Annotated in this window: 17 protein-coding genes and 2 pseudogenes; 15 read left to right on the top strand and 4 right to left on the bottom strand. The window is 38.5% G+C overall.

Annotation, left to right across the window (positions count from 1 at the left end; translation table 11 throughout):
* Positions 1-164 precede the first annotated feature (164 nt).
* From yfkAB to BN1082_RS09200, 3 genes and pseudogenes are all read left to right on the top strand, one after another.
* Entirely contained in the window at positions 165-1,277 is a 1,113-nt protein-coding gene (gene yfkAB, locus BN1082_RS09205) for a radical SAM/CxCxxxxC motif protein YfkAB (RefSeq protein ID WP_090633607.1), read from the top strand.
* Between the two features lie 523 nt (positions 1,278-1,800).
* Positions 1,801-1,899: pseudogene (locus BN1082_RS28865) on the top strand (hypothetical protein); the annotation flags it as partial.
* Positions 1,900-2,074: 175 nt separating this feature from the next.
* On the top strand, positions 2,075-4,264 hold the full coding sequence (locus BN1082_RS09200; protein ID WP_090633605.1) for an RNA degradosome polyphosphate kinase: 2,190 nt from the start codon (positions 2,075-2,077) through the stop codon (positions 4,262-4,264).
* A gap of 108 nt (positions 4,265-4,372) precedes the next feature.
* On the opposite strand, the gene BN1082_RS09195 is transcribed toward BN1082_RS09200, so the two are convergent.
* On the bottom strand, positions 4,373-4,888 hold the full coding sequence (locus tag BN1082_RS09195) for a hypothetical protein (protein WP_090633603.1): 516 nt from the start codon (positions 4,886-4,888) through the stop codon (positions 4,373-4,375).
* Between the two features lie 167 nt (positions 4,889-5,055).
* Here BN1082_RS09195 and BN1082_RS09190 point away from each other — a divergent pair, with 167 nt between their 5' ends.
* From BN1082_RS09190 to BN1082_RS09180, 3 genes are all read left to right on the top strand, one after another.
* Positions 5,056-9,294 carry a cation-translocating P-type ATPase gene (locus BN1082_RS09190; protein ID WP_090633601.1) on the top strand — a complete coding sequence of 1,413 codons (4,239 nt, stop codon included), beginning with the start codon at positions 5,056-5,058 and terminating at the stop codon, positions 9,292-9,294.
* A gap of 68 nt (positions 9,295-9,362) precedes the next feature.
* The gene (locus BN1082_RS09185) at positions 9,363-9,632 is read left to right on the top strand and encodes a hypothetical protein (protein ID WP_090633599.1); all 270 of its coding nucleotides are present in this window, start codon (positions 9,363-9,365) and stop codon (positions 9,630-9,632) included.
* A 29-nt stretch (positions 9,633-9,661) separates the two neighbouring features.
* Positions 9,662-9,901: a hypothetical protein gene (locus BN1082_RS09180; RefSeq protein WP_090633597.1), complete on the top strand. Its 240-nt coding sequence runs from the start codon at positions 9,662-9,664 to the stop codon at positions 9,899-9,901.
* Positions 9,902-10,018: 117 nt separating this feature from the next.
* Here the strand turns inward: BN1082_RS09180 and BN1082_RS09175 are convergent, their stop codons facing one another.
* Together BN1082_RS09175 and BN1082_RS09165 are read right to left on the bottom strand one after the other, a co-directional pair.
* Entirely contained in the window at positions 10,019-10,684 is a 666-nt protein-coding gene (locus BN1082_RS09175) for a YjbE family putative metal transport protein (protein WP_090633595.1), read from the bottom strand.
* A 556-nt stretch (positions 10,685-11,240) separates the two neighbouring features.
* On the bottom strand, positions 11,241-11,813 hold the full coding sequence (locus tag BN1082_RS09165) for a manganese efflux pump MntP (RefSeq protein WP_090633591.1): 573 nt from the start codon (positions 11,811-11,813) through the stop codon (positions 11,241-11,243).
* 540 nt (positions 11,814-12,353) lie between these two features.
* Here BN1082_RS09165 and BN1082_RS09160 point away from each other — a divergent pair.
* The 9 genes and pseudogenes from BN1082_RS09160 (at position 12,354) to BN1082_RS09120 (ending at position 23,345) form a co-directional block, all read left to right on the top strand.
* Positions 12,354-12,716 carry a glycine zipper domain-containing protein gene (locus BN1082_RS09160; RefSeq protein WP_090633589.1) on the top strand — a complete coding sequence of 121 codons (363 nt, stop codon included), beginning with the start codon at positions 12,354-12,356 and terminating at the stop codon, positions 12,714-12,716.
* A 130-nt stretch (positions 12,717-12,846) separates the two neighbouring features.
* Entirely contained in the window at positions 12,847-17,106 is a 4,260-nt protein-coding gene (locus BN1082_RS09155; protein WP_090633587.1) for a cation-translocating P-type ATPase, read from the top strand.
* A gap of 52 nt (positions 17,107-17,158) precedes the next feature.
* Positions 17,159-17,293, top strand: a complete 135-nt coding sequence (locus tag BN1082_RS28530) for a hypothetical protein (RefSeq protein ID WP_281177005.1) — start codon at positions 17,159-17,161, stop codon at positions 17,291-17,293.
* A 353-nt stretch (positions 17,294-17,646) separates the two neighbouring features.
* Positions 17,647-18,135 (top strand): annotated as a pseudogene (locus BN1082_RS09150) (radical SAM/CxCxxxxC motif protein YfkAB); the annotation flags it as partial.
* 158 nt (positions 18,136-18,293) lie between these two features.
* Complete coding sequence (locus BN1082_RS09145; protein ID WP_425412146.1) at positions 18,294-19,082, top strand: ABC transporter ATP-binding protein; 789 nt, start codon at positions 18,294-18,296, stop codon at positions 19,080-19,082.
* Positions 19,083-19,085: 3 nt separating this feature from the next.
* A complete protein-coding gene (locus tag BN1082_RS09140; RefSeq protein ID WP_090633583.1) occupies positions 19,086-20,726 on the top strand; it encodes a hypothetical protein in 1,641 nt (546 codons plus the stop codon).
* A gap of 524 nt (positions 20,727-21,250) precedes the next feature.
* On the top strand, positions 21,251-22,018 hold the full coding sequence (locus BN1082_RS09130) for a threonine/serine exporter family protein (protein WP_090633579.1): 768 nt from the start codon (positions 21,251-21,253) through the stop codon (positions 22,016-22,018).
* An 18-nt stretch (positions 22,019-22,036) separates the two neighbouring features.
* On the top strand, positions 22,037-22,495 hold the full coding sequence (locus BN1082_RS09125) for a threonine/serine exporter family protein (RefSeq protein WP_090633577.1): 459 nt from the start codon (positions 22,037-22,039) through the stop codon (positions 22,493-22,495).
* A gap of 97 nt (positions 22,496-22,592) precedes the next feature.
* Positions 22,593-23,345 carry a C39 family peptidase gene (locus BN1082_RS09120; protein ID WP_425412138.1) on the top strand — a complete coding sequence of 251 codons (753 nt, stop codon included), beginning with the start codon at positions 22,593-22,595 and terminating at the stop codon, positions 23,343-23,345.
* Positions 23,346-23,969: 624 nt separating this feature from the next.
* Here BN1082_RS09120 and BN1082_RS09115 read toward each other — a convergent pair.
* Positions 23,970-25,364 carry an amino acid permease gene (locus BN1082_RS09115; protein ID WP_090633573.1) on the bottom strand — a complete coding sequence of 465 codons (1,395 nt, stop codon included), beginning with the start codon at positions 25,362-25,364 and terminating at the stop codon, positions 23,970-23,972.
* Between the last annotated feature and the right edge of the window lie 47 nt (positions 25,365-25,411).

Raw genomic sequence — 25,411 nt, 5'->3', positions numbered from 1 at the left:
TATCATGAACTTTGTACTAGTGGTGCCTGACACCTTTTGGTACAGCCTCTTGTTTTTTTTGATTTAAATAGTATAAAAATGATGCATATATTAATTTGCATGCCATAAACCTAGAAATAAGCTATAATAGTAAGGTTTTCAAAATTAATTTTAAGGAGTTTGTTATGAAAACCAAAAAACTAATTTCCCCGTCTTTTGATCCATGGGAAGCATATTTAGATATTGAACAGTACGGAAAGCAGCAGCTAACGAATATCGAATTTACAACTACTACTCTTTGTAATATGCGTTGTGAGCACTGTGCAGTTGGATATACTCTCCAGACAAAGGATCCGGAGGCGCTCCCACTTGATCTGCTATTAAAAAGGCTGGAGGAAATACCTGCTCTCCGATCGCTAAGCATCACAGGGGGAGAACCTATGCTTTCACTTTCCTCTGTTAATAACTATGTTGTCCCAATCTTAAAATATGCTCATGATCGGGGTATTTATACCCAACTTAATTCTAATTTAACGCTTGACATCGCTCGTTATGAAGCGATCATTCCTTATCTAGATGTATTACATATCTCACACAACTGGGGAACAGTTGATGAATTTGTCGAGGCCGGCTTTGCAAGAATGGAAAAGAAGCCTGAATATCATCAACGTGCAAAATACTTTGAAAGAATGATAGAAAATAGTCGTGAACTTGTAAAGGCTGGAGTAATGGTGTCCGCCGAAACAATGTTAAATAAGCGCACACTGCCGTATTTAGAAAAAATACACCGTCAAATAGTAGACGAAATGCAATGCCAGCGTCATGAGGTTCACCCTATGTACCCAAGCGATTTTGCCAGTAACCTTGAAGGATTAACACTTGAAGAAATAAGGGCGGCCATTCATCATTTGCTCGATGTCCGAGATGAAAAAGTGTGGATGCTGTTCGGGACTCTGCCATTCTATGCATGCAGCTCCAAACAAGAGGATTTAGATTTATTAAAAAGAATGTACCAGAGTAAAAATGTAACGGTTAGAAATGATCCTGATGGCCGTTCACGTCTTAATGTTAATATTTTTAATGGAGATATTATTGTTACCGATTTTGGTGATACACCACCGCTTGGGAACATTCAAACGACTGCTTTGCTTGATGCCTATCAAACATGGCAATCCTCAAATATAGCAAAGGAATTGAGCTGTCATTGTCCGCAGGTTGCCTGCTTAGGACCTAACATATTAGTGAAGAATAGTTATTATCGAAATAAGGATTTTACTATTGAGAAGGCGAAAATTTAAAAGTCATTGTAGATTCCAAAATGGCGGGCTTGATATACCGCTATTTTAAATGCCGTTTGTCATGGTCAATAGGGTGAAAGTCACGAGCCATGAATGCAGAAGAAATATTCAGCTTAACGCATGTGCGTCTGCCGTGAAATGTAGAAGCGGGCTGCAAACATCCGGTCTGAGGAACACGACCGTCATATTTAATATAACCGAAGCGCCTCGTTTGGGGCGTTTCTTTATATTAATGTCGAATTTGTTCAGGAGTGGAGAAAGAGCAAGCACATACTTGTCCAAAAGGCTTTTTTCTGTTGGTGGAAGGAAGTCAGCAACGCCTTATTTCATTTCCACTAAATTGCATCAAACGAAAGATTTATCATCTTTAAGGAGCTACATGAACTTTACTCTTTATGATGAGGATTAAAAAAACATAGAAGCTACGTTAGAAATGGAAGCTGAGGACACCCGGTAAGCTCTTATCAATACTATCAATCACTATTCCAGTACAGGATGGACAACAAAATGACATACGGGCGAGGATGTTCCAATCTATGCATATGGTCTAAATAGGCATTTGTTTAGTGGAAGAATGGAAAATAGTGATATTGCCAAAATTCTTTTTGAAATTATGGATTGATAAAGAACTTAAATGAGAAGATTATTAAAAAAATGAGGGTTATCTTGAAAGGAAAAAACTTTTGAGATAACCCTTTATTTTTTTATATGAACTTTTGTATGAATCATTTCTGTTGCATATTAAAAAGAGCATATTGGGGAATCTTATGAAAACCACTTAAAATTCGAATAAGGAAATGCTGAATAGAAACCACTTAGTTAAGGATGTGAGACTTAAATTGGAAGAGTACATTGATTTAAATAATCATGCTTATTACAATAACCGTGAACTTAGCTGGCTGGCCTTTAACAAGCGGGTATTGGAGGAAGCAATGGACGAGCGTAATCCCGTGCTTGAAAGGCTGAAATTTTTAGCCATTTTCAGCTCCAATTTGGACGAGTTTTTTATGGTTCGTGTGGCCGGGCTAAAGGACCAAATTCAAGCCGGATATACAAAACCTGAAAATAAATCCGGATTAACTCCAAAGGAGCAAATCCGCGAAATTTCCAAACTGACTCAGGAGTTAGTTCAAACGCATTACAATACATTCAAACTGCTTTTAACCAAAATAGAAGACCAGATTTCGATTCTGTCTATTGATGATTTATCAAAGCAAGAATTAACAAAGCTTGAACAGCATTTTGATGAGGTGATTTTTCCTGTATTAACTCCAATGGGCATTGATGCCTATCGTCCATTTCCGCTATTGGCCAATAAAAGCTTGAATCTTGCAGTTTCTCTATGTAATCACCATGAATGTCTGCCCATTTATAAGAAAATGGCCATCGTTCAAATACCAAGAGGCTTTGATCGATATGTTGAAGTTCCCAGGAATGATCGCAGTAATCGAAAATATTATGTGTTTCTTGAAGACCTCATCAGCCACTTTGTTTATAAGCTGTTTAAAGGTTTGAAGGTTCACTCTGTCACCCAATTTCGGATTACTAGGAATGCCGATTTAGAAATTCATGAACAGAATGCAACCGATTTTTTGAAAGAAATTGAAGAAGAATTGAAAATGCGAAAATGGGGGGAAACCGTTCGACTGGAGTTGTCCAATAAACAGATTGATCACGATATGTTTACTTATTTAGTGGATGAGATGGAAATTCAAAAGGATGATGCTTATTTTATAGACGGACCCCTTGATCTCACGTTTTTATTTAATTTTTATAAGCAACATGCTCCTTTTATGGAGCAGTATATTTTTGAACCATTAATCCCTCAGCCGCCAAGGGATCTTCTTCTAAATAATCGATGGAAAAAACTGAATATTTTTGATGCTGCGGAACAAAAGGACATACTGCTGCATCATCCATATGAATCATTCGAGCCCGTTGTTGATTTTGTACATTGTGCTGCGGGGGATCCGAACGTCCTGGCGATTAAACAAACTCTTTACCGGGTTAGCCGCCAATCCCCCATCATAGAAGCTTTGAAGAAGGCGGCGGAAAATGGGAAACAAGTGCTGGTCCTTGTCGAATTAAAAGCCAGATTTGATGAGGAGCATAATGTTCACTGGGCAAAAGAGCTGGAAGAGTCCGGCTGCCTTGTTATTTACGGTAAGACATTTTTAAAGACCCATAGCAAAATTACATTGGTTGTTCGAAAAAAGAATGGCCAAATTCAGCGGTTCGTTCATCTTGGCACAGGCAATTATAATGAAGAAACCGCGAAAATTTATAGCGATTTTGGTCTTATCACCTCCAATGAGGAATTTGGAATCGATGCCACCAATTTTTTTAATTATTTAAGCGGGTTTATGGAAAGGCCGCAATTTCACCATTTTTCGATGTCACCAATGGAAATCCGTGATGATTTTATTCAGTTTATTGACGATGAAATAAAGTACCATAAACAATTCGGTAATGGCCGAATCATTGCCAAAATGAATTCTTTTACGGAAAAGCATTTAATCATGAAGCTTTACGAGGCGTCCCAGGCAGGAGTAAAGATTGACCTTATTGTTCGCGGGATATGCTGCCTCCGGCCGGGGATTGTGGGAGTAAGTGAAAACATCCGGGTCCGTAGCATTGTTGGACGATTTTTAGAACATAGCCGTATCTATTATTTTCATCACAATGGGGAGCAAAAGATCTATCTTGCGTCCGCGGACTTAATGACAAGGAATATTGAAAAGCGGGTGGAAATAGCTTTTCCCATTTATAATAAAGCCCTTAAAGAGTGGATTAACCAGATTCTTTCCATATTCCTTCAGGACAATGTCAAAGCGCGTGAACAAGACCAACATGGATATTATTCCTATGTAGAAAAACGGCAGGATGAAGAAAATATTGACAGTCAAATGACTTTTTTTAAATTGGCATATGAAGCAGCAGAAAATCAAGCCGAATTGGCAGTCAATCCTTTGCCGGGGTTAACATGATTTAAGCTTGTTATAAATAATCGCTTATCGTGTGAAAAAGCGCCAAAACTTCGAAAATACAAAAGAGGAATTCATGTGAATTCCTCTTTGTAATAAGTTTGCAATAAGTTAAAAAGGTGGTTTTCCTAACATGGAATTATATTCCTTATTACTTAGAACATTTGGTACCTGTTTGTTTAAGGCGATATTTTTGTTCATCTTACTTTTCGTTACTTTTTTCGGGACCGGGGTTTTGGCTTGAGAATCTCCCATCATTTCTTCCCCCATCTCCATGGCATGGGCAAAGCTTGGCGCTGTTTGTCCCCCATCAACTTTCATATCGTCAAAAATGTGATTCACTTTTGTTTTTGTAGCATCTCCTGAGTTTTTTATCATTTCTGAAAAGTCAGGGAGGACCATTTGTTCTTTTTCTACCTTGGCCTCTTCGACGATGTGCCCTATTTCTTTTCTCGCCCCAACGGTTAACCCCTTCATCTGATCACCCACTGAAAGTAAAGCGGCGGTTCCCTTAACCAGCATTTTCCTTGTTCCTTTTCTGGCCTCAGGGCTAAACGTAAGGAAAAGAGCGGCAGCAGTGAATGCAATCCCCAACGGATTGCTTAATGAAAAAAAACGCTTAAACATTCCATAACCCTCCTCATTTTTACTTATTAAATCATTTCCAAAAAAGGCAAAAAATATCCTCAGGGCATTAATTTTATGTGAAATAAAACGAATAGTTTCCTCAGTTCGGATAAAAATAAAAGATATGCATTAAGGTGCATTGTAAAATCCAGGAGGTCTGAAACATCATGGAGCTAGATATAAAGAAAAGATCCTTTCATGTAATCTCTGGAAGATTGAGGACAGAGATATATGGCTTAAAAAATAATCCTGAAACGGCCCTCCATTTTAAGCAGGTATTCATTTCCATTAAAGGTATTGTTGCAGTTGAAACAAACATTTTTTCAGGGAAAATTCTCTTATTGTATAACGAAAAAGTTATTTCTCTTGAAGAAGTATGTATTCATATTGCCCAATTTGAAAAGAAGCTTTTTAAACAATTTTACGGCTTCAATGAAGCGGGTAAGGATGAAGAGACTGCAGCTGAGACATTTTCACAGGTTGCCGCAACAATTGATTTTTCTCCGAAAGGCGTCAGAGGACAAGGAACATCACAAGGTATTGTTGGTTCCATTTTAAGATATTTACCAAAGAACAAGTTTGCCAGGGCACCTTCAGACGAGAAAGTTCCATTGCCTCTTGCTCTTTCGGTGACAGGATTAATAGGATTAGGGATTAAGCAATTATTTTTCGGAAGATCCATTCTCGCAAGACATCCAGTCCCTTTTTATATAGCTGCGGCATTGTCAATTGGGACCGGCTATTCTTTTATTAAAAAGGGTCTTAAAAAATTATCAAAAGATCGAAGGTTAAATGTCGATTTACTGTTGTCCGCAAGTGCGCTTACACTGGCCCTTGTCAGAGAAAATCTAATTGTTCTGGCCGGCTTGAGCTTGATTCAATACTTGAATTGGAAAAGAGCAACCTCCATAAAAAATGAACTAATGGATCAGGAATTCGTTTCAGAAGAAATAGAGGCCTACAGCCGGCAATCGGCAAAATTAGGTTTTATAAGTGCTGGGGCTGCGTTAGCAGTTACCCGTAATCCACTTGTATCTTTAGGGATTTTACTTGCTGCCAACCCGCGGCCGATAACTGTATCTACGGAATATGCATGGAAGCAGGCCGAGCATGTTGCTTCAAAAGGCGAGCAATTGCTGCCGATCAATGGTTCTGTTTATCAATTGGCACAAACAAAATGTGCAGTGTTTGAGGATGCATCGCTTTTAGTTGCCAACGGAACGATCCGTAAAGAATGCATCCCATTATTAGCAAACCTAACGAATGGGAAAATAGCTGTTGTTAACAATGAATTGAACATTAACCTTAATAATCTTGAAAAAAACTTATCGGAGTACGAAGTTCAATTAGCTTCGCATCAAGAATTAAACATTCAAAGGCGCGAAGAAGTACTTGTTGTCGTAAAGGATCAAATGACGAAAAAGAATAATGTGATTTCATTTTATCCCTATTGTACAATTGGCCAATTAAACAGAATTGCCAATACAATGGAAAACAGTATGGATTTGAGAAAAAAAATAAAACGAAACATGTTGATAACCAGAGTTTGGAATTTGGCAGGTTCCATGATTGCTATTCCAATGGTTATTACTGCACCGCTTATCAATTTGATCGGTGATGCTCTTTCCCTTATGTTTATGTCCAGTTCAAAAAAATGGGCCGAGAGAAGGTTTGCTCCAAGTGGGCGAAAGCAGGAGGTAGCCTTTGCAGGCGGTGGGAGCAGTATTCCATGGCATGCAAAAGACGCGGAAGACATTTTAAAACACTATAAAATGGATGCCCATCATGGCCTGAGCCAGGAGCAAGCAAATCAGGCACTTCTTTTGTATGGGAAAAATCAATTGGGTTCAAAAGCACATTCGCATTGGATGAAGACCTATTTTGGCCAATTTAAGGAATTCACGACACAAGTGCTGGGTGCAACTGCCCTTCTAAGCATGTTTACCGGGCATTTATTTGATGGAATCATCATGGGCTCCATTCTTCTTTTCAATGCCGGGATTGGTGCGTTCCAGGAAAGAAAAGCCGATCGTGCAGTAGAGACGATGAGTCAATTTGTGCCTCCAAATTGCCGTGTGCTTCGGGATGGCGCTCTGAAAGAAATTGCTTCCTATGATTTAGTTCCCGGAGACATTGTTGAGCTTGAAGCAGGAGACCGAATTCCAGCGGATCTCCGCATCCTTCAAGCATGGAACTTACAAGCAAATGAATCGGCATTGACAGGTGAGTCTCTCCCTGTTGAGAAGAAAGCAGCTGTAATGCATGAGGAGACACCAATATCTGATCGGACGAACATGCTTTATATGGGCACTCATATTACCCGGGGAAAATGCAGGGCGATTGTCGTTCAAACCGGCAGAGGTACAGAAATGGGGCATTTATATGCACTATTGTCTGAAGATGAAGATCATACCACACCACTTCAAAAGCAAGTAACATCAATAAGTAAAAGGTTTATGAAAATGGCTTTTGTGCTTGGCGGTATCGTCTTTTTAACCGGATTAATAAGAGGAATTCCGATCACGGAAATGGTGACTACCTCAGTTGCCTTAACAACTTCTGCAATTCCGGAGGGGCTCCCCATCACGATCACCTTCGCCCTAACTGCGGGTATTTTCCGTATGGCGAACAAAAAAGCGCTGGTGCGCAAGCTGTCCGCTCTCGAAACATTGGGCCGGACCACCGTCATTTGCTCCGATAAAACCGGTACTCTGACAAAGAATGAAATGACCGTGAAGCGGATTGTCACAATGGATCAAGAATTTGAAGTAACAGGCGATGGGTATAATCCTGAAGGAGCCATTATCGGTTTAGGCCCAAATAATAAAGATGTTACCCAGCTTTTAAACATCGCTATCCATTGTAATGATGCGCAGCTTTATCAGAATGGAGGAAATTGGAGTGTAAAAGGTGACCCAACCGAGGGAGCTCTTTTATCCCTTGCAGCAAAAAATGGAGTGCTTAAAGAACATTACAAGCATTGGAATCGGGCCGGAGAAATTCCGTTTGATTCCTCTATTGGTAAGATGAGTGTCGTTTGTCACGAAGAAAATCAAGAAGAACAATGTGTACTTATGTCGAAAGGTTCAGTCGAGCAACTTTTAAAGTATTGCACCCATTATCAAAAAAATGGTGACCTGCATCCATTAACAGAAAAAATGCGTAAGAAAATTAAGGACAAAAATGATGCTCTTGCAAGTGAAGCTTTAAGGGTTTTAGGATTTGCCTACCGTGAATTGGGTAAATTTGACGGGGGAATGGAAGGTATTGACAAAAACTTAGTCTTTGTTGGAATGGCAGGGATGATTGACCCGCCAAAACCGGAAGTGGAAAAAAGCATTCGAGAAGCAGTCGAACTGGGTATTAAACCGGTCATGATTACCGGGGATCATCCATTAACCGCCCTTGCGATCGCGAAGCAAATTGGAATTTATGATGATCAAAAGAAAGTGATAACAGGTCAAAAACTGGATCAACTCTCGGATGAAGAATTGAAAGCTATTATCGAGGATATCGCGATTTATGCGAGAGTGACACCGGAACATAAGCTTCGGATCGTGACCTCACTTCAGGCAAAGGGGCACATCGTGGCGATGACCGGTGATGGTGTCAATGATTGCCCAGCCATAAAAAAGGCAGATGTAGGAATTGCAATGGGCCAAACCGGAACCCAGGTAACAAAAGAAACAGCCGACATAGTGTTAAAAGAGGATCATTTTGGCTCGATTGTGGATGGTGTGAAAGAAGGACGATCCATCATTGGGAACATTCGAAAAGCCATTGGTTGCCTGTTATGCGGAAACCTGGCAGAAATCCTCGTCTCGGCAGCCTCTGTCTTGGCTGGAATGCCGCTGCCAATTATACCGGTTCAAATTTTACTCATGAACATGCTGACAGATGCACTTCCTGCGATGATTTTGGCTGTAAATCCTGGGAAGAAAACGAAAGAAACGAAACGGCAGGAAATTATCGATAGCACGTTATACAAGCAAGTAATTACACGTGGTGTCATCTTGGGGGCAGGATCACTTGGACTATTTGTCTGGAGTTTAAGATTAGGGATGACGCTTGCTGCTGCCCAAACAGTTGCCTTTGCAACGCTTGTGGCAGGTCAGTTGATTCAGACATTCTCATGGAGGCAAGCTGGGTCTGGTGAAACCATTCATGATCTGAAAAAAGATCGCTTCCTGGTTGGAGCCTTGGGAATATCTTGGTTATCATTGTTAGGCGTTATTTATATCCCGCCTCTCGCAGGAATCTTTAAGACTGTTGCTCTTCCGCTTTGGAACTGGGGACCGATTCTGTTAGTTTCTGCTTCCTCTGCCATACTTTCAAAACCGGTATCGAATTTATGGATTTCACGCCAACGGCAAGTTGTTCATAAACCTGGAATGTCTGTGGCATAAATGGGGTATAAAAAAAGGATTAAATGACAAGAAATAAACTAATGTCATTTTTTAAGGAGGTTTAACGTGTGTTTCGAAGAAGTTTGCAAGGATTAGTGGTTGGTTCAGCTTTAGCAGCTGTCACAACCGCATTGTACCCGGTTATTAAGGACACATTCCGCCCGATTGCTCATGATTTAAAGAAGCAAATGAAGTATTTCGCTGTCATTACCAAAGAAGGAATCGAGGATATCGTGGCAGAGATAAAGTTTGAACGAATGAAAAAAAGCCTTGATAAGGATATATTTATCGAAAGTGAAAGTCATGAACCAAAACAGCAAAATCGTATTTTTCAATAAATTGGACGGAGTAAAGGAGGAGGGGCAGCATGGAACAGCAGGAAGACAGTCAGGTCATTCTTCATCTCAAGCAGGCACTTTCGCATATGGAACAAGCGATACGTGACAGCATCCAAACAATAGAGGGAAATCCCTCCTCTCAAAAGGAAATAGGCTATATTTGGGAAGAATTTCTTGGAACCTTTTTTGGAAAGGTAAGGACCATTGGAAAAGAGCATAAAATCAATTTGTTAAATCTAATCTCGTTTGAGAGGCTAAAAAAGTTTTAACATTTCCTAGTAAGGAGTACAATATCCGGTGGACTTAAAAAAACAAAAGAGACTTTCTATTTTTTAAAGTAAAAAATGAAACTGAAAAAGCCTCTGTGGATTGTGACACAGAGGCTTTTATGTGAAAATTTTAACTTCTTTAATATAATTTTTTACAAATCCCCCAGCTAGTAGGACAATAGCCAAAACGAGTGGAATCACAAAATTATAGGAGTCCGAAATTTGGTTTGTTAAAAATGTCAATCCTTTATCTTCAATAATCATTTTACCGGCAGCAAATGCCAAGAAGCCGGAACCTACATAAATAATGACAGGGAATTTCTCCATAAGCATCATAAAAAAACGACTTCCTATTATGATGATCGGAATCGAGACAATAATACCCATAAATATCGGTAAAATTCCTCTTGCAACACTTGATAATGCAATAACGTTGTCAATAGACATAGTGAAATCAGCAATTGCAATAATCCGGATGGCGCTCCAAATGCGTTTTGACACTGGAGCATCCTGTTGTTCTTCATCTTTTTGTACAATTAAATGATAAGCAATCCGTAACAGAATTAATCCGCCGATTGCTTGGACAAATGAATACTGCAGGAACTTAATTAATACAGCTGCAGCTAAAATTCGAAGAACAATTGCACCTAACATGCCTCCGAAAATGGCTCTCCCTTGCAGGTGCTTAGGCACACTGCTGGCAGCAAGGGCAATAACCACAGCGTTATCACCTGAAAGTAAAATATCAATTCCCACCAGAGATAAAATTTGCATCAAATTCATTTTATTTCCTCCAGATAATAATTAACTTTAGATAAGTAATTTACCATAAATAATTTTGTGTTCATTTGTACAAACATATACAACTTGCAATGAATATAGAAGCTGAAAATTTAGTTCTTTTTATAAGGATGTGTTAAAGGTCATTGTTGTTTTTTTAACACTGTTGATTGGAGCGGAAGGCGCGAGACTCCTCGAAAATGCTATCGCATTTCCTTCGTGCGTGGGCGGATTCAAGGATGTAATTCAATGTCCTGCGGGAGTACGGGGCAGGGGAGACCCCGCAGGCGCCAAAGCGCCGAAGAGGCTCCCCGGAACGCCCACGGATGCTCGCTTCTTGAGCGCAAATCAACAACCAAGTTTAACAGAGTTTTTTATAAAGTAAAAAAAACCCTCCTATGTAAGATAGGATATTTCTACTATCTTCATAAGAGGGATCTTTTATTTATTAAATATTGGATTGAAAGAAACTTTACATTGTTTTAACAATACTTTCGTACTTCTCACATATATTATAATTAAAAGCAGGACTTATCCTAAATAAAATTATTTGTCTGGATTATATAAGCTGATGAAGACCTACTCCAATTAATAAAAATCCTGAAACCATGGAAGAGTACTTACCAAGAAATCTGGAGATAAATCCAATCCCGATATAATTGCCAAATAAAATCATAAAATAGCCCCACGCAGAAATGCTTAATACTGTTGTCCACAAAGATACAGAATTGGAAACAGTTGCACTTAAACTGCCTGCAAAGTTTGAAAATGATAACCCAAATCCAAGGAGTATTCCTTGTTTAAAGCCAGGGTTTTCTAATTTAAATTGTTGAGATGTTTCTTTTGAAATGAAAGGTTGTAAATAGGCCGTATATAAAATATATAATCCAACTCCGCATAATACGAGACAAGATACCAATTGTGCAGTATTTTTTGAGGTGTACCGGGAAATAAATGTACCCATGAATGCCCCTAATAAGGAAATTATTAATCCCACAACATTAATAATGAAATTTACCCGATGAGGAAATTTGATATTCTTAATTCCATACGCCATACCTACACTTGAATTATCAAGATTGGATCCGATACCAATTAAATTTGCAATAATAAAGGAATTAATCCATGTCATCCTAATTCACCTCTTATTATTCATTTAAGATATTTTTGTTTTAATAAACAGTTGTATTTTTATATTATTTTTTCTTTATTTTGTCTTATGCTTCATTTTTTAATTAAAAAAAAGTGTAGACTTGTAAATGGACAGCTTTTCTTTTCAATAAAAAGTGCGGAACCTTGGGTTATGATCCATAACCGAAGGTTCTGCACTAAAAAAAATTAACCCAGTTTAAAAAATAATTTTCTAATTCTGCATAAACGTCTGTATTTCCATCTCGTCCTTTTTTTTAGAGGTTCAGACATTTAGATTCCTCCTAATTAAAATGGATTTTTTAAATTTGGTTTAAATTACATAAAGGGTGTAAATAAATCGATGCAAAAAGGTGTCATTTTATCCAATATATGCACTGATTTTTTGATATTGAGTTTAAGGAACCTTTTTATTTTGTTCCGATAATGAAAAAAAATTCCCTTACCTAAAGATATTTTTTTAAAACGCAGAACATAATTTTAAGTTCAAACGGTTACATTAACATGAAAAGGAGGTTTTTTTATGTTTAATGGAGTTCCGCTTTGGGCAGGTGTTATTTCTGGAGGTTTGGCACAATTAAAAGATACTCAAGCTATGACATCCGGTCATTTGGGTAAAAAGGAGTACGCTATTCAAACCTCTAAAAATGTTACCGGGAGTTTAGGACTGATGGCAGGAATTGAATACGGGGCCATTTTAGGGACATCTATTTTACCTGGGCCAGGAACAATTATCGGATCATTAATTGGGAGCATGGTTGGAAATTGGCTTGGAAATACCGTTGGCTATCAGGCTGGTCATATCATTTTTAATAATCAGATGTTACATAATAATCGTTTAGCCCATAATGAAAGTCTTAAACTCCAGCAAAATTTTTCAGAGTAATTCTAAATCAGTAAAAAAAGGAACAAATTTATGTTCCTTTTTTTTATTTTTTGATGAATAGATTTCCAATTGAAGTTAAAAATGAAAGATATGAAAAAATTAGACACGGTAGCCAAGGGGAGTAAACATAGTGGAATTCGAACTAAAGAAAAGGTCTTATCACGTAATTTCAGGGAGATTACGAACCGAGCTTTATGGTTTAAAAGATAATCCTGAAATTGCCTGTCATTTTGAGCAGGCGTTTTCCTCTATAGAAGGAATTATTCAACTAGAAGCAAGTGTAATTACGGGAAAAATTCTAATCCAATATGACGAATCTACTCTCCCCCTAAACAAGTTGTGTTTGTTCATTTCTCAATTTGAACAAATGATTTTTAAACAATGCTTTAGGATTAATGAAGAGTTGCAATCTGCCGCAGTCATCACTCAATCAGAAAGTTTCTCTGAAGCCGCTGCGACAATATCTACCGGAGCAATCTGTCATGAAACTTCCTATGAAAAGATTGTCAGCTCTTATTTAAGTACGCTTCCAAATAATCAACGGGCACGTGCGCCTTCAGACGATAAAGTTCCGTTGCCGTTAGCCCTTTCAGTCACTGGACTGGGGATTTTAGGTATAAAGCAATTATTTTTTGGAAGGTCCGCACTCGCCAGGCATCCTGTTCCTTTTTTGATTTCTGCGATTCTTTCTGTTGGAACAGGTTACCCTTTTATAAAAAGGAGATTAAAGAATCTTAAGAATGATGGAAGATTAAATACAGATCTTTTATTATCAGCAAGTGCTCTCACGTTAGCCCTAATAAGGGAAAATTTAATTGTATTAGGAGGATTAAGCTTAATACAGTACTTAAACTGGAAAAGAATGAAGACTGTTAACACTGAATTACTAGATCAGGAATATGTATCAGAGGAAATTGAAGCTTACAGCCGAAAAGCAAGTAAGCTGGGATTTATCGGTGCTGCTGCAGCACTTGCAGTAACTCGTAATCCGATCGTTTCTCTGGCTGTATTACTTGCAGCAAATCCACGCCCTATCACTGTTTCAGCGGAATACACTTGGAAACAGGCGGAACATGTCGCAAGGCAAAATAAGCAAGAAATACCAACTAACGGTTCAATCTATCAATTAGCTCAAACAAAGAATGTGATTTTTGAGGACGTTTCCCTTATTACAAAAGATGGAACAATTCGCAGTGAATGTATTCCACTTTTCACATCATTTCTAGGTGGAAACGTTTCGTTTGTGAACAATGAGTTAAATAATGACCTAGATAAGCTGGAAAAAGATTTGAGTGAATACAATATCCGCCTGATTTCACAAAATGACCTAAACATAAGGAAACGTGAAGAAGTACTAGTTGTTGTAAAAAATAATGTATCTGAAAATAGTAAGGTGGTTTCATTCTATCCTTACTGCACTATTGAGCAGTTAACAAATATCGCAAAAACCCTGCAAAATGGAAAAGAGTTAAATCGTATAGTAAAACGAAATATTTGGATAACGAAAGCATGGAATCTAGTTGGATCCACAATAGCCATTCCGATGGTTATTACTGCACCACTAGTAAATCTCATAAGTGATGCCCTTTCGTTGACATTTATGTCCTCAGCAAAAAAATGGACTGAGCGAAGGTTTGGTACCTCTAATCTAATCGGGAAATCTGCAGTTCAAGGTGCAAATGGTGGAATCCAATGGCATACCAAAAGTCCAAATGAGATAATTAGACATTTTAATAATGACATCCATCTCGGACTTAGTACCGGGCAAGTAAATGAAGCGGTTTCCTTATACGGGAAAAACCAGCTTGTTCCAAAAGTGCGTTCTAATTGGACTAAGACGTATTTTGGCCAGATTAAGGAATTTACCACACAAGTGTTGGGAGCGACTGCCATTCTTAGTGCGGTAACTGGACATTTGTTTGATGGAATCATTATGGGTACGATTCTCCTGATAAATGCCGGAATCAGTACGATTCAGGAAAGAAAGGCTGATCGGGCAGTAGAAACAATGAGTCAATTTGTACCTCCTAACTGCCATGTTTTACGCGCGGGCGATGTAAAGGAGATTGCAGCATTTGATTTAGTACCTGGTGATATCGTGGAGTTAAATGCAGGTGATCGTGTACCTGCCGATCTTCGCATCCTTCAAGCTTGGAATTTAGAAGCTAATGAATCAGCATTGACCGGGGAATCACTTCCTGTCATTAAGAAGGAAACGACATTAAAAGATAACGTGCCAATTGCAGATCGAACAAATATGCTTTATATGGGCACACACATTACCCGTGGCAAATGCAGGGCAATTGTCGTTCAAACAGGTAAACATACGGAAATGGGGCATCTTCTATCTCTTTTAACAGTAGAAGAGGACCAAACAACACCATTACAAAAGCAAGTGACAAAGATAAGTAAAAAATTCATGAAAGGTGCCCTTGCCATTGGAGCGCTCGTCTTTATGACCGGGCTCATTAGGGGAGTACCTATAACTGAGATGGTGACGACATCTGTAGCATTAACAGCATCGGCTATTCCTGAAGGGCTTCCGATAACCATTACCTCTGCCCTGACAGCTGGAATATTTCGAATGGCAAAGAAAAAGGCGCTAGTGCGAAAGCTGTCGGCTCTTGAAACATTGGGAAGAACAACGGTTATTTGTTCGGACAAAACAGGAACTTTAACGAAGAATGAAATGACGGTTAAACGCATTCTCACAGTAGGGAATGATTATACAGTAACCGGTGAGGGGTATATTCCTGAAGGAGATATAAACGAAACCATTTTGTCTAATAAAAGCTCTGAGGACTTGGAACAGATCATAAAAATTGGTGTGCTCTGTAATAATTCTCAATTGCTTCAAGAGGATGGGCGGTGGAATGTGAAAGGAGATCCGACAGAAGGAGCACTGCTTACACTTGCCGCTAAACATGGCGGATTGACAAAATACAATACTGGATGGAAACGTCTGGAGGAAATCCCGTTTGACTCAAACAGTGGAAAGATGAGTATTGTTTGCCATCATGAAAATGACAAAGAGCAATGTTTTGTCATGTCTAAAGGTTCTGTTGAGAAGCTTTTGAACAATTGTTCATACTATCTGAAAAACGGAAAGAAGTATCAATTAACTGAAAAGGTTCGAACGCAAATTATAGAACAGAATAACAGCCTTGCGAACCAGGCACTAAGGGTTTTAGGGGTTGCTTATCAGGAATTAGACAAGAAATCCCGTCATAATTGTGAAGATCATTCAGATTCAGGAATGATCTATGCAGGAATGGCGGGTATGATCGATCCTCCGAAACCTGAGGTTGAAAAAAGTATTCGTGAAGCTATTGAATTGGGTATTAGACCAGTTATGATAACCGGGGATCACCCCCTAACAGCTTTATCAATCGCTAAACAAGTCAGGATTTATGAAAACGGTATGAGAATTATTACAGGAGAAGAACTGGATCATCTTTCTGACCAAGAGTTAAAAAATATTATTGATGAAATCGCTATTTATGCCAGAGTCACTCCCGAACATAAACTTCGTATCGTCACCATTCTTCAGGAAAATGGACATATCGTTGCCATGACAGGCGATGGGGTAAATGATTCTCCAGCCATTAAAAAAGCCGATGTCGGCATAGCGATGGGGCAAACGGGTACCCAGGTAACGAAGGAAACTGCCGATATGGTTCTAAAAGAAGATCATTTTGGGTCAATAGTAGATGGAGTTAAAGAAGGAAGAACGATCATAGGGAATATTAGAAAAGCGATTGGCTGCTTATTAAGCGGAAATCTGGCGGAAATGCTTGTGACTTCAACGGCTGTTTTGGCAGGTCTGCCGCTTCCAATTGTTCCTGTGCAAATAATGCTGATGAATATGCTTACGGATGCCCTTCCTGCCATTATTCTTGCGGTAAATCCTGGCAATAAAACAAAGGAAACAAAACGACAAGAGATATTAGATAGTGCTCTATATAAGCAAGTCATAACCAGGGGTGTGATATTAGGGATTGGATCACTTGGACTATTCGTTTGGGGCCTTAGAGCCGGTATGTCATTAGCTGCTGCCCAAACGGTTGCATTCGCTACATTAGTAACAGGAAGGCTGATACAGACATTTTCTTGGAGGCAGGCTGGATCTCAGGAATCGATAAATGATTGGACAAAAGACCGTTTCTTAGTTGGAGCACTTGGAATATCGTTGTTATCATTGTTTGGTGTCATTTATATTCCACCGTTAGCAGCAATATTTAAAACTGTTTCCATCCCTCTTTGGAACTGGGCTCCGATTCTGTTAGTGATAACCGCTTCAGCTAAGCTTGCTAAAGCTGTTTCAAGATTATGGATATCAATGCCTCGCAGAATAGAGCCTAAAACCCGGCTGTCTGTGGCAATAGCATAGGAATAAAAAGGTATAATAAAGAGGGGATAGTTTACCTAAAGGAGGGTCTATCGTGCTTGAAAGAAATTTAAACCGCATTGTCATTAGCGCAGCACTTGTTTTTGCTTCAAAGGCCTTATTACCTGTAGTGAAAGATACTCTTCGTCCAATGGTCTCAGACCTATCAAGGAAAATGAAACAGAAGTAAAATTTGAACGAATTCGAAAAAGCCTTGATAAGAAATCTTTATGAATGGTAATGAATATGAGGTGGAGAGCGAAAGCCAGTGGTTTCTTTAAAAAGAAGCGAATCAGACGGATGAGGAGCTCTCCATCATAACAGGTTACACGGACTCAGATTGGACAATTGACAATAATAAAGGATACTTTTTAAAGCTATAGGAAGACCACAGCAGCTGGATGAGAATATAATCATATGTAAGCATGCTGTAGTTATTGAAACACATGGAAAATTGAATCAAAACACTTTTTTGGAAGCGTTAGTGCTATAAAGTACTAACGTTTTTTTGGTTGTCAAACGTAAGGAGATTCATTACAATCGATGTACCCAAGCGATTTTGCCAGTAACCTTGAAGGATTAACACTTGAAGAAATAATGGCGGCCATTCATCATTTGCTCGATGTCCGAGATGAAAAGGTTTGGATGCTGTTCGGGACTTTGCCATTCTATGAATGCAGCTCCAAACAAGAGGATTTAGATTTATTAAAAAGGATGTACCAGAGTAAAAATGTAACGGTTAGAAATGCTCCTGATGGCCGTTCACGCCTTAATATTAATATTTTTAATGGAGATATTATTGTAACGGATTTTGGTGATACACCACCGCTTGGAAACATTCAAACTTCCACCTTGCCAGCTGCCTACGAAAAGTGGATAGACTCAAGCATTGCGAAGGAATTAAGCTGCCACTGTCCCGCTGTTTTATGTCTTGGACCTAATATTCTTGTAAAAAACAGTTATTATCAAGATATTGATTTTGTTTGTATGCGTGCGAAAATAGAAAAAAACCTGAGAAATAGTATTTTTTAATAGAAAACGAAAATTAGATTTGAAATACAAATATAAGATGTTGAGAGACACAAAAAGCTGACTTTAGGGAATCCCTTTCGTCAGCTTTTTTGTTTTTTATAGAAAAATAGGAAAAATATGTTACTATTAGAATAGTTAAATAAAAGAGGGTGATTGACATCGAAACGAACCAAGAAGTCGTATTATGCTTAAAGGATTTAAAAAAGGACTATGGAACAAAAACGGTTTTAAAGGGGATTGATTTAACGGTCCATCGCGGCCAAATTATAGGCTATATTGGACCAAATGGAGCCGGGAAAAGCACGACAATAAAGATTTTGTTAGGGCTTGAGGGAGATTATTCCGGCAAGGTGGAAATTTTCGGGGAAGAAGTCACTGACAAGAATATCGACTATAAGAGGAAAATTGGTTATGTTCCAGAAATTGCCGAGCTCTATGATAATCTTACTGCGAGGGAGTACTTAACCTTTGTTGGTGAATTATATGGAATGGATTTTATGGAAGCAGATGAAAAAGCACAAAGATTGATGAAGGTCTTTGGTTTAGAAGAGGTTTACCACTCCCGCATCGCCTCTTACTCAAAAGGGATGCGACAAAAGGTACTAATTATTTCAAGTCTGATACATAATCCGGACCTCTTGTTTTTGGATGAGCCGTTAAGTGGGCTTGATGCCAATAGCGTAATGGTGTTTAAAGAAATTCTAGACATACTTGCTGCTAATGGAAAAACGATTTTCTACTCTTCTCATATCATGGATGTAGTTGAGAAAATAAGTAATCGGATTATATTAATCAATGATGGAAAGATCGTTGCAGATGGGAGTTTCAAAGAATTAAAGGAGCAAAATAAAGAGGGAACGCTGGAACAGATTTTTAATCAGCTTACTGGTTTTAATGAACATCAAGCGCTGGCCGAGGAATTTGTGTCCATTGTTCAAGAGGTGTAGACCGTGAAAGACTTCCGAACTTTAAAAATATTAGATCTATTTCGCGTGCTTTTCGAACGATTTGGCATCGATTATCCTACCATGAGAAAAATATTGGCGGTTAAATTAACAATGGACGGACGCAGGACCCCTACAGTCTTTAATCAGCAGGCAAAGAAAAAGAATAAAAATAAGCCAGAAGAAAATGGGTTTATCAAGTCGCTGTTTATGTATGTTTTAATTAGCATCATATTTATTCCTTTTATCACCTTTGGAGAAAATTATATATATCAAATGAGTGCCTTTTTTGGAATGGTCATGTTTCTCGTCATGACATCGATGATTTCTGACTTTTCCAATGTTCTCCTCGATGTCAGGGACAAGGGAATTCTCCAGACGAAACCCATTGAAAAAAAGACCATCAATGCAGCAAAAACGGTTCATATATCCATCTATCTATTTTTTCTAACTGCTTCGATCACTGCATTGCCAGTAGCAATCGGGACAGCTAGGCATGGATTAATATTCTTTCTACTTGCTATAATCGGGCTCATTTTAGTCAATTTATTCATTGTTGTGTTAACATCTATCATTTATTATTTTATTTTACGCTTCTTTGATGGTGAAAAGCTTAAGGATATTATAAATTATGTTCAAATCGGTCTATCTGTTTCGATTGCAATTGGGTACCAGGTTTTAGGTAGGGCTTTTAGCTTAGTCAATTTGAAATTTACCTTTTCACCAAGCTGGTGGCAGTTTCTTATTCCACCTTTTTGGTTTGGGGCACCATTTGAGCTAATCCTAAACCGTCATTTCAGTAATTATTTTATCGGTTTTTCAATCTTAGCCGTAGTGATTCCGGTTCTTTCTATTTTTGTGTATAACAAGATGATGCCATCCTTCGAGAAGAATCTACAAAAATTAACGAATAACAGCGGCGAAAGAAGACGAAAGGACCGCAAGTGGAAAAATTGGTTAGCAGGTGTTCTTTGTAGCAGTGCTGAAGAGAGAGTATTTTTTCGATTTGCAGATAATATGATGCGAAACGAAAGAGAGTTTCGATTAAAAGTATATCCGGCATTAGGTCTATCCATAGTTCTTCCGTTCGTGATTCTGTTTAATCAACTTCAAATTTATTCTTATGCTGAATTAGCTTCCGGCAAGAGTTATTTAGCGATCTATATGTCTTGCTTGATGATTCCTAATGCTGTCGCGATGTTGAAGTACTCTGGGAAATATAAAGGTGCTTGGTTGTATAAAACGGCACCCGTTTCGAACCTAGCACCATTATACAGCGCAGTTTTAAAGGTATTTATTTCTAATCTCTTTTTTCCAGTCTTTTTGGTCTCAAGCTTCATTTTTATGTTTATTTTCGGAATAAAGATCATCCCTGACCTTTTGGTAGTGTTTGTAACCTCTATTTTATACACGGTAATTTGCTCGAACTATCTGAAAGGGTCACTCCCTTTTTCAGAGTCGTTTGAGGATATTCAGCAGAATTCGGGAATCAAAATGATTTTTGCAATACTGTTGGCAGGCATTTTGGCAGGGCTTCATTTTGCTGTCACCTTTATTCCATACGGAGTGTTTGTTTACTTAATCTTGCTCGTTGTCATCACTATTTTTGCTTGGAAATCGGCTTATAAAACGATATGGAATTTTTAATAACAAGGCTGTGGTAAAGGTCATTGTTGATTTTGTAACTATGTTGATTGGAGCGGAAGGCGCTCGACTCCTCGAAAATGCTATCGCATTTCCTTCGTGCGTGGGCGGATTCAAGGATGTAATTCAATGTCCTGCGGGAGTACGGGGCAGGGGAGGGAGACCCCGCAGGCGTTTAAGCGCCGGCTCCCCGGACCGCCCGCGGATGCTCGCTTCTTGAGTGGAAATCAACAGGCTAGTTTAACACAGCCAATAAAAAAAGGTCCGAGAAAATCAGTTATGAATAAAAAGCAAAAAGTAGAGAAATTATTATATCAAAGAAGTAAAAACAGCCTGCATCTAAAAGGATGACAGGCTGCTGTTGTTCGGTCTATTCACCTACAATCTAGGGGATAATTTTTGAAAAATATGCTTTTACAAAAATAAAACATTATTCTAAAAGCATTAAGTCAATATGCTGATTGCCTAGGACCTTTGTTATGATTTAAACTAGTTAACATATGGAGTAATAAACTGGAGAGATATCAATGGATAAGCAGGAATTGAAAATTTATGAAATTATGGAAGTTTGCTTGTTAGCTGGTAAAATTATTCTTCAAAGCGGCGGGGAGACGTATCGGGTAGAGGATACGATGATGCGGATGGCCGCAGCGTTTGGGATTGAAAAGACGCATAGCTATGTTACACCGACAGGGATTATTTTTTCCGCAGAGGGAGACGAGCCCGAGCCTGCCAAGACGAGGTTAATTCGAATCTCCGAGCGCTCAACCGATTTGAAAAAGGTTGCGTTGGTCAATAGTATTTCAAGAAAAATTAGTAGTGGTGAAGTCAATCTTAAAGAAGCTTTAGAGCAATTGAACGAGATTGATTCCTTGAATTTATCGTTCCCCATCATGATTCAGGTTGCTGCTGCATCATTGGCCAGCGGCTGTTTTATGATTATGTTTAACGGGGGCTGGAATGATTTCATCCCGGCGATGATTTCCGGCGGAATCGGTTATTTTGCCTTTGTCTATTTTCATCGTTTTGTTCCCATTAGGTTCTTTTCTGAGTTCCTGGCATCATTTTTGATTGGGTTCTTGTCGTTCTTATTTGTCAAAATAGGACTAGGCCACCAGTTAGATAAAATCATCATTGGATCGGTGATGAGCTTGGTACCTGGTCTTTTAGTGACGAATGCGGTAAGGGACTTGATGGCGGGACATCTAGTCTCAGGATTATCAAAGGGAGCAGAGGCTTTCCTTACCGCTTTTGCTATCGGTTCCGGAATTGCAATCGTGTTTCCATTTGTGTAATAAAGGAGGTGGCGGAGGATGGATATTTTTGCACAATTGATCACCAGTTTTATTGCCACCAGTGCCTTTGGTATCATTTTCAATGCACCAAAGCAAACGCTAGTAAAGTGTGGGCTTATTGGTATGGGCGGCTGGATTCTTTATTATCTAATCGAGGGCTACAGCAAAGATATGGTAACGGCAACATTTGCGGCAACCCTTTTTGTTGGAAGCCTCAGTCATGTGTTAGCGAAAATATATAAAACCCCTGTAATTATTTATAGCGTTGCTGGAATCATCCCTTTAGTACCTGGAGGACTTGCCTATAATGCCATGAGGTATTTTGTTGAAAATAATTATAACTCAGCAGTGGCATCTGCCGCGAAAGTACTTATGCTTTCAGGTGCGATTGCATTTGGACTTGTTTTTGCCGAAGTCCTTAACCAAATTTTCCTAAAATTGAAACGAAAAAAAAATAAACCACTCAAAACCTTTTAGCATAGCTAAAGGTTTTTTTAGTGTTGAAAAATTTTAATACAAAGTTAAGGATTGACCATTATCATCACAGATAAATAATGCTAAACAAAGGACTGATATGATGTTTATGAAAAAAATCTTATTCATCATGATTATGTTATTGATATCTGTTTTGATTGGGGACAATACATTAGCAGCAAATTCCGGTAAAGCACAAGCTCTACCAAGCAGGAAAGGAAACGACCTAAGTGTAAAAGATACGGCTCTTCAAAAAAAAGAGCCCATCATTCCTGAAAGTTTTCAATTGGATGTCCCGTTGATCAACCAAATGGACGAACCCCATTTATACAACGGGTGTGAGGTAACTAGTTTGACAATGTTGCTAAACTATAATGGCATAAAGGTAACAAAGAACGAGTTAGCAGATAAAATTCCAAAAGTCCCTTTAAATTTTAGTGACGGCCTTAATGGAAATCCCAATGTTGGATTTGTTGGTGATATGGAAAACGGTCCAGGATTGAGCGTATATAATGGACCCATTTATGACCTTGCTAAACAATATGTTGGAGATAGGGCCGTGAACTTAACAAATAGTCCCTTTACTGACCTATTAAAACAAGTCAGTCAAGGTCACCCTGTTTGGATTATCACAACGACCACGTTTTCTCCCGTCTCTGATTTACAAGAGTGGAATACACCACAAGGAAAAGTCGAGATTACCTATAGTGGACATAGTGTGGTAATCACTGGATATGATGATCAATACATCTATATTAACGACCCATATGGCTATAAAAATAGAAAAGTAGATCGAGCTGATTTTATCCAAGCATGGGAGCAAATGGGTAGTCAAGCGATCGTGATTGAGTAAATGTCCTGCCACGCTTTTTATTGGAATAAATAGACTTATGATCGGTTTGTTTGGAAGTTATAGGAGTGGAAAAATAGTAATGAAATTGGCGAAGGCAGAGGAACTATTATCCCTCTGCCTTCTAGTTGCTTTATTTCATTATCATTGGTAACCCGAATATATGTTATTAATATCTAGATCAATGTAAAAATTTATATAGAAAAATCTATTTGCCGCGGTTCAATTTTCCACCTGAAGGTTTTATAACCTAAACGATGTAAGCCCTACCTCTCTTACATCCTTACGGCTCCGAAGCCGATCCAGTGTGAATAAGTCTTTCCGAAAAACATTAGTAGAAAGCCAGAAAAAATTCTTACATCAAATTTTCTCGATGCATTATCTTGTTGATTCCAAGTTACAAATCTAAAGCACAATAATAAATTATATACAAGAAATAGTAAGATGTCAATAATTTTTTCAGAAAAGATTTGGCTTTATTTTGGGCTAACTGATTTAGAATGTGAAACATAGGTTGATGCATCTTCCATTTGTTTACAAAATTTGTTGATAAGGAACGGAATGTTGTAGATACTTTTATATTGAAGAAAGTCCCTTAAAATGTAAAAAGATGAATCAGCAAATGATTCAGCCTTTTGAGCTAACCCCAAGTTTTCTGTCAAACAGCCAATGTGCTAAAAAAATGACCCCTATTAGCCCAACGCTGATAAAAACACCCATTCTTTGTGTTGCTGTCATCAATCCGCCTAAAACGGTTACAAGAATAAAAGCAATACCCAAGAAGGAAGTAAAGGGAGACCCGAACATTTTAAAGGTTCCTGGAAGCTCCTTTTTACGTAATTTTATTTGTGAAGATAGAATAATGATCCAGTTTAAGATCAGCATGACCCCTGCGGCCGTTGTAATGTATTCATATATTTTTCCAGGTAGAAAAAACGAGAAAATAAGCGAAACGGCTAGAGCAATTCCAGTTAAAAATAAGGATTGGATCGGGACCCCATGCTGATTTTTTTTCGCGAGTGCTTTAGGAGCATCACGGTCTTCTGCCAAAGAAATCATAATATTGGTTACGGAAAATAGGGCCCCAACCATAGTTGAGAAAGCAGCACTTATTATTATGAGATTTAAGATAGAATCAAGGTATGGAATATGGAAAATGGTTAATGCCGTCACAAAAGGACTTTCCGACTCATTAATTTTTGTCCAGGGTACGAAATAAAGAATAAAAAAAAGAGACAGGACGTACACTGCAAGAAGAGCAATAATCATCGCAATTCCAGCTTTAGGAATTTCATTTTGATTTTTTAATTCAGTTGAGGCAACCCCCATTACCTCAATTCCTCCAAATGTAAAAAAAACGAAAATGAGAGCCGCCCACATCCCTTTTATTCCTGTAGGAAACATAGGACTTATAGAACTTCTTACATCAAAAGTGAAGGACTGTGGAGAAATTAGATGAAATAAGATAAGTAAACCAAAAAAAATGAAAATGACGAGGGTTGATAATTTTACTATGGCAAATAACGATTCGATTTTCCCGAAATTTTTAACCCCTAGAAGATTAATACCAAAAGCAATAACGACGTAACCAGCCGTGAAAATCCATAAAGGAATATGAGGGAACCAGAATCTAGTGAAAGTTCCTAAAGCGACCGCCTCGCTGGACATAATAAAAATTCCCGCCGTCCAATATACCCAGCCGGAAACAAAGCCCATTGAATTACCAAAGGCTTTTTTGGCGTAGGTTCGAAATGAGCCTGGCTGCGGGTCGGCAACAGTCATCTCGGAGATTGCACTAAAGACAAAAAAGGCAGTTATCCCAACGAGTAGATAATTGATTAATATTGCTGGACCTGCAGTCTTTATGGATAATCCTGTTCCTAAAAAGAAACCTGCTCCAATCACAGATCCAATCCCAATTAGCGAAAGCTGCCACCAAGCAAGACCTGAAGCTGCCCCTTTTTCAAGATTATCTGCTTTTTTTTCGTTTACGGCCTGCTTAAACGTTAGATCATTGTCCATCCAGATTCTCCTTTCAAAAACGCATACATAAATAACATTCCCACTTT

The organism is Neobacillus massiliamazoniensis (genome assembly GCF_001048695.1).
GTDB lineage: Bacteria > Bacillota > Bacilli > Bacillales > Cytobacillaceae > Neobacillus > Neobacillus massiliamazoniensis.
This window is presented reverse-complemented; position numbering and strand designations above follow the sequence as displayed.

What these genes read in the sequence shown, in the direction of transcription:
- BN1082_RS09180 (WP_090633597.1), top strand. Translation starts at nt 9,662, where the DNA reads ATGGAACAGCAGGAAGACAGTCAGGTCATTCTTCATCTCAAGCAGGCA.
- BN1082_RS09190 (WP_090633601.1), top strand. Translation starts at nt 5,056, where the DNA reads ATGGAGCTAGATATAAAGAAAAGATCCTTTCATGTAATCTCTGGAAGA.
- BN1082_RS09125 (WP_090633577.1), top strand. Translation starts at nt 22,037, where the DNA reads ATGGATATTTTTGCACAATTGATCACCAGTTTTATTGCCACCAGTGCC.
- BN1082_RS09165 (WP_090633591.1), bottom strand. Translation starts at nt 11,813, where the DNA reads ATGACATGGATTAATTCCTTTATTATTGCAAATTTAATTGGTATCGGA.
- BN1082_RS09130 (WP_090633579.1), top strand. Translation starts at nt 21,251, where the DNA reads ATGGATAAGCAGGAATTGAAAATTTATGAAATTATGGAAGTTTGCTTG.
- BN1082_RS09160 (WP_090633589.1), top strand. Translation starts at nt 12,354, where the DNA reads ATGTTTAATGGAGTTCCGCTTTGGGCAGGTGTTATTTCTGGAGGTTTG.
- BN1082_RS09120 (WP_425412138.1), top strand. Translation starts at nt 22,593, where the DNA reads ATGATGTTTATGAAAAAAATCTTATTCATCATGATTATGTTATTGATA.
- BN1082_RS09195 (WP_090633603.1), bottom strand. Translation starts at nt 4,888, where the DNA reads ATGTTTAAGCGTTTTTTTTCATTAAGCAATCCGTTGGGGATTGCATTC.
- yfkAB (WP_090633607.1), top strand. Translation starts at nt 165, where the DNA reads ATGAAAACCAAAAAACTAATTTCCCCGTCTTTTGATCCATGGGAAGCA.
- BN1082_RS09115 (WP_090633573.1), bottom strand. Translation starts at nt 25,364, where the DNA reads ATGGACAATGATCTAACGTTTAAGCAGGCCGTAAACGAAAAAAAAGCA.
- BN1082_RS09200 (WP_090633605.1), top strand. Translation starts at nt 2,075, where the DNA reads ATGCTGAATAGAAACCACTTAGTTAAGGATGTGAGACTTAAATTGGAA.
- BN1082_RS09175 (WP_090633595.1), bottom strand. Translation starts at nt 10,684, where the DNA reads ATGAATTTGATGCAAATTTTATCTCTGGTGGGAATTGATATTTTACTT.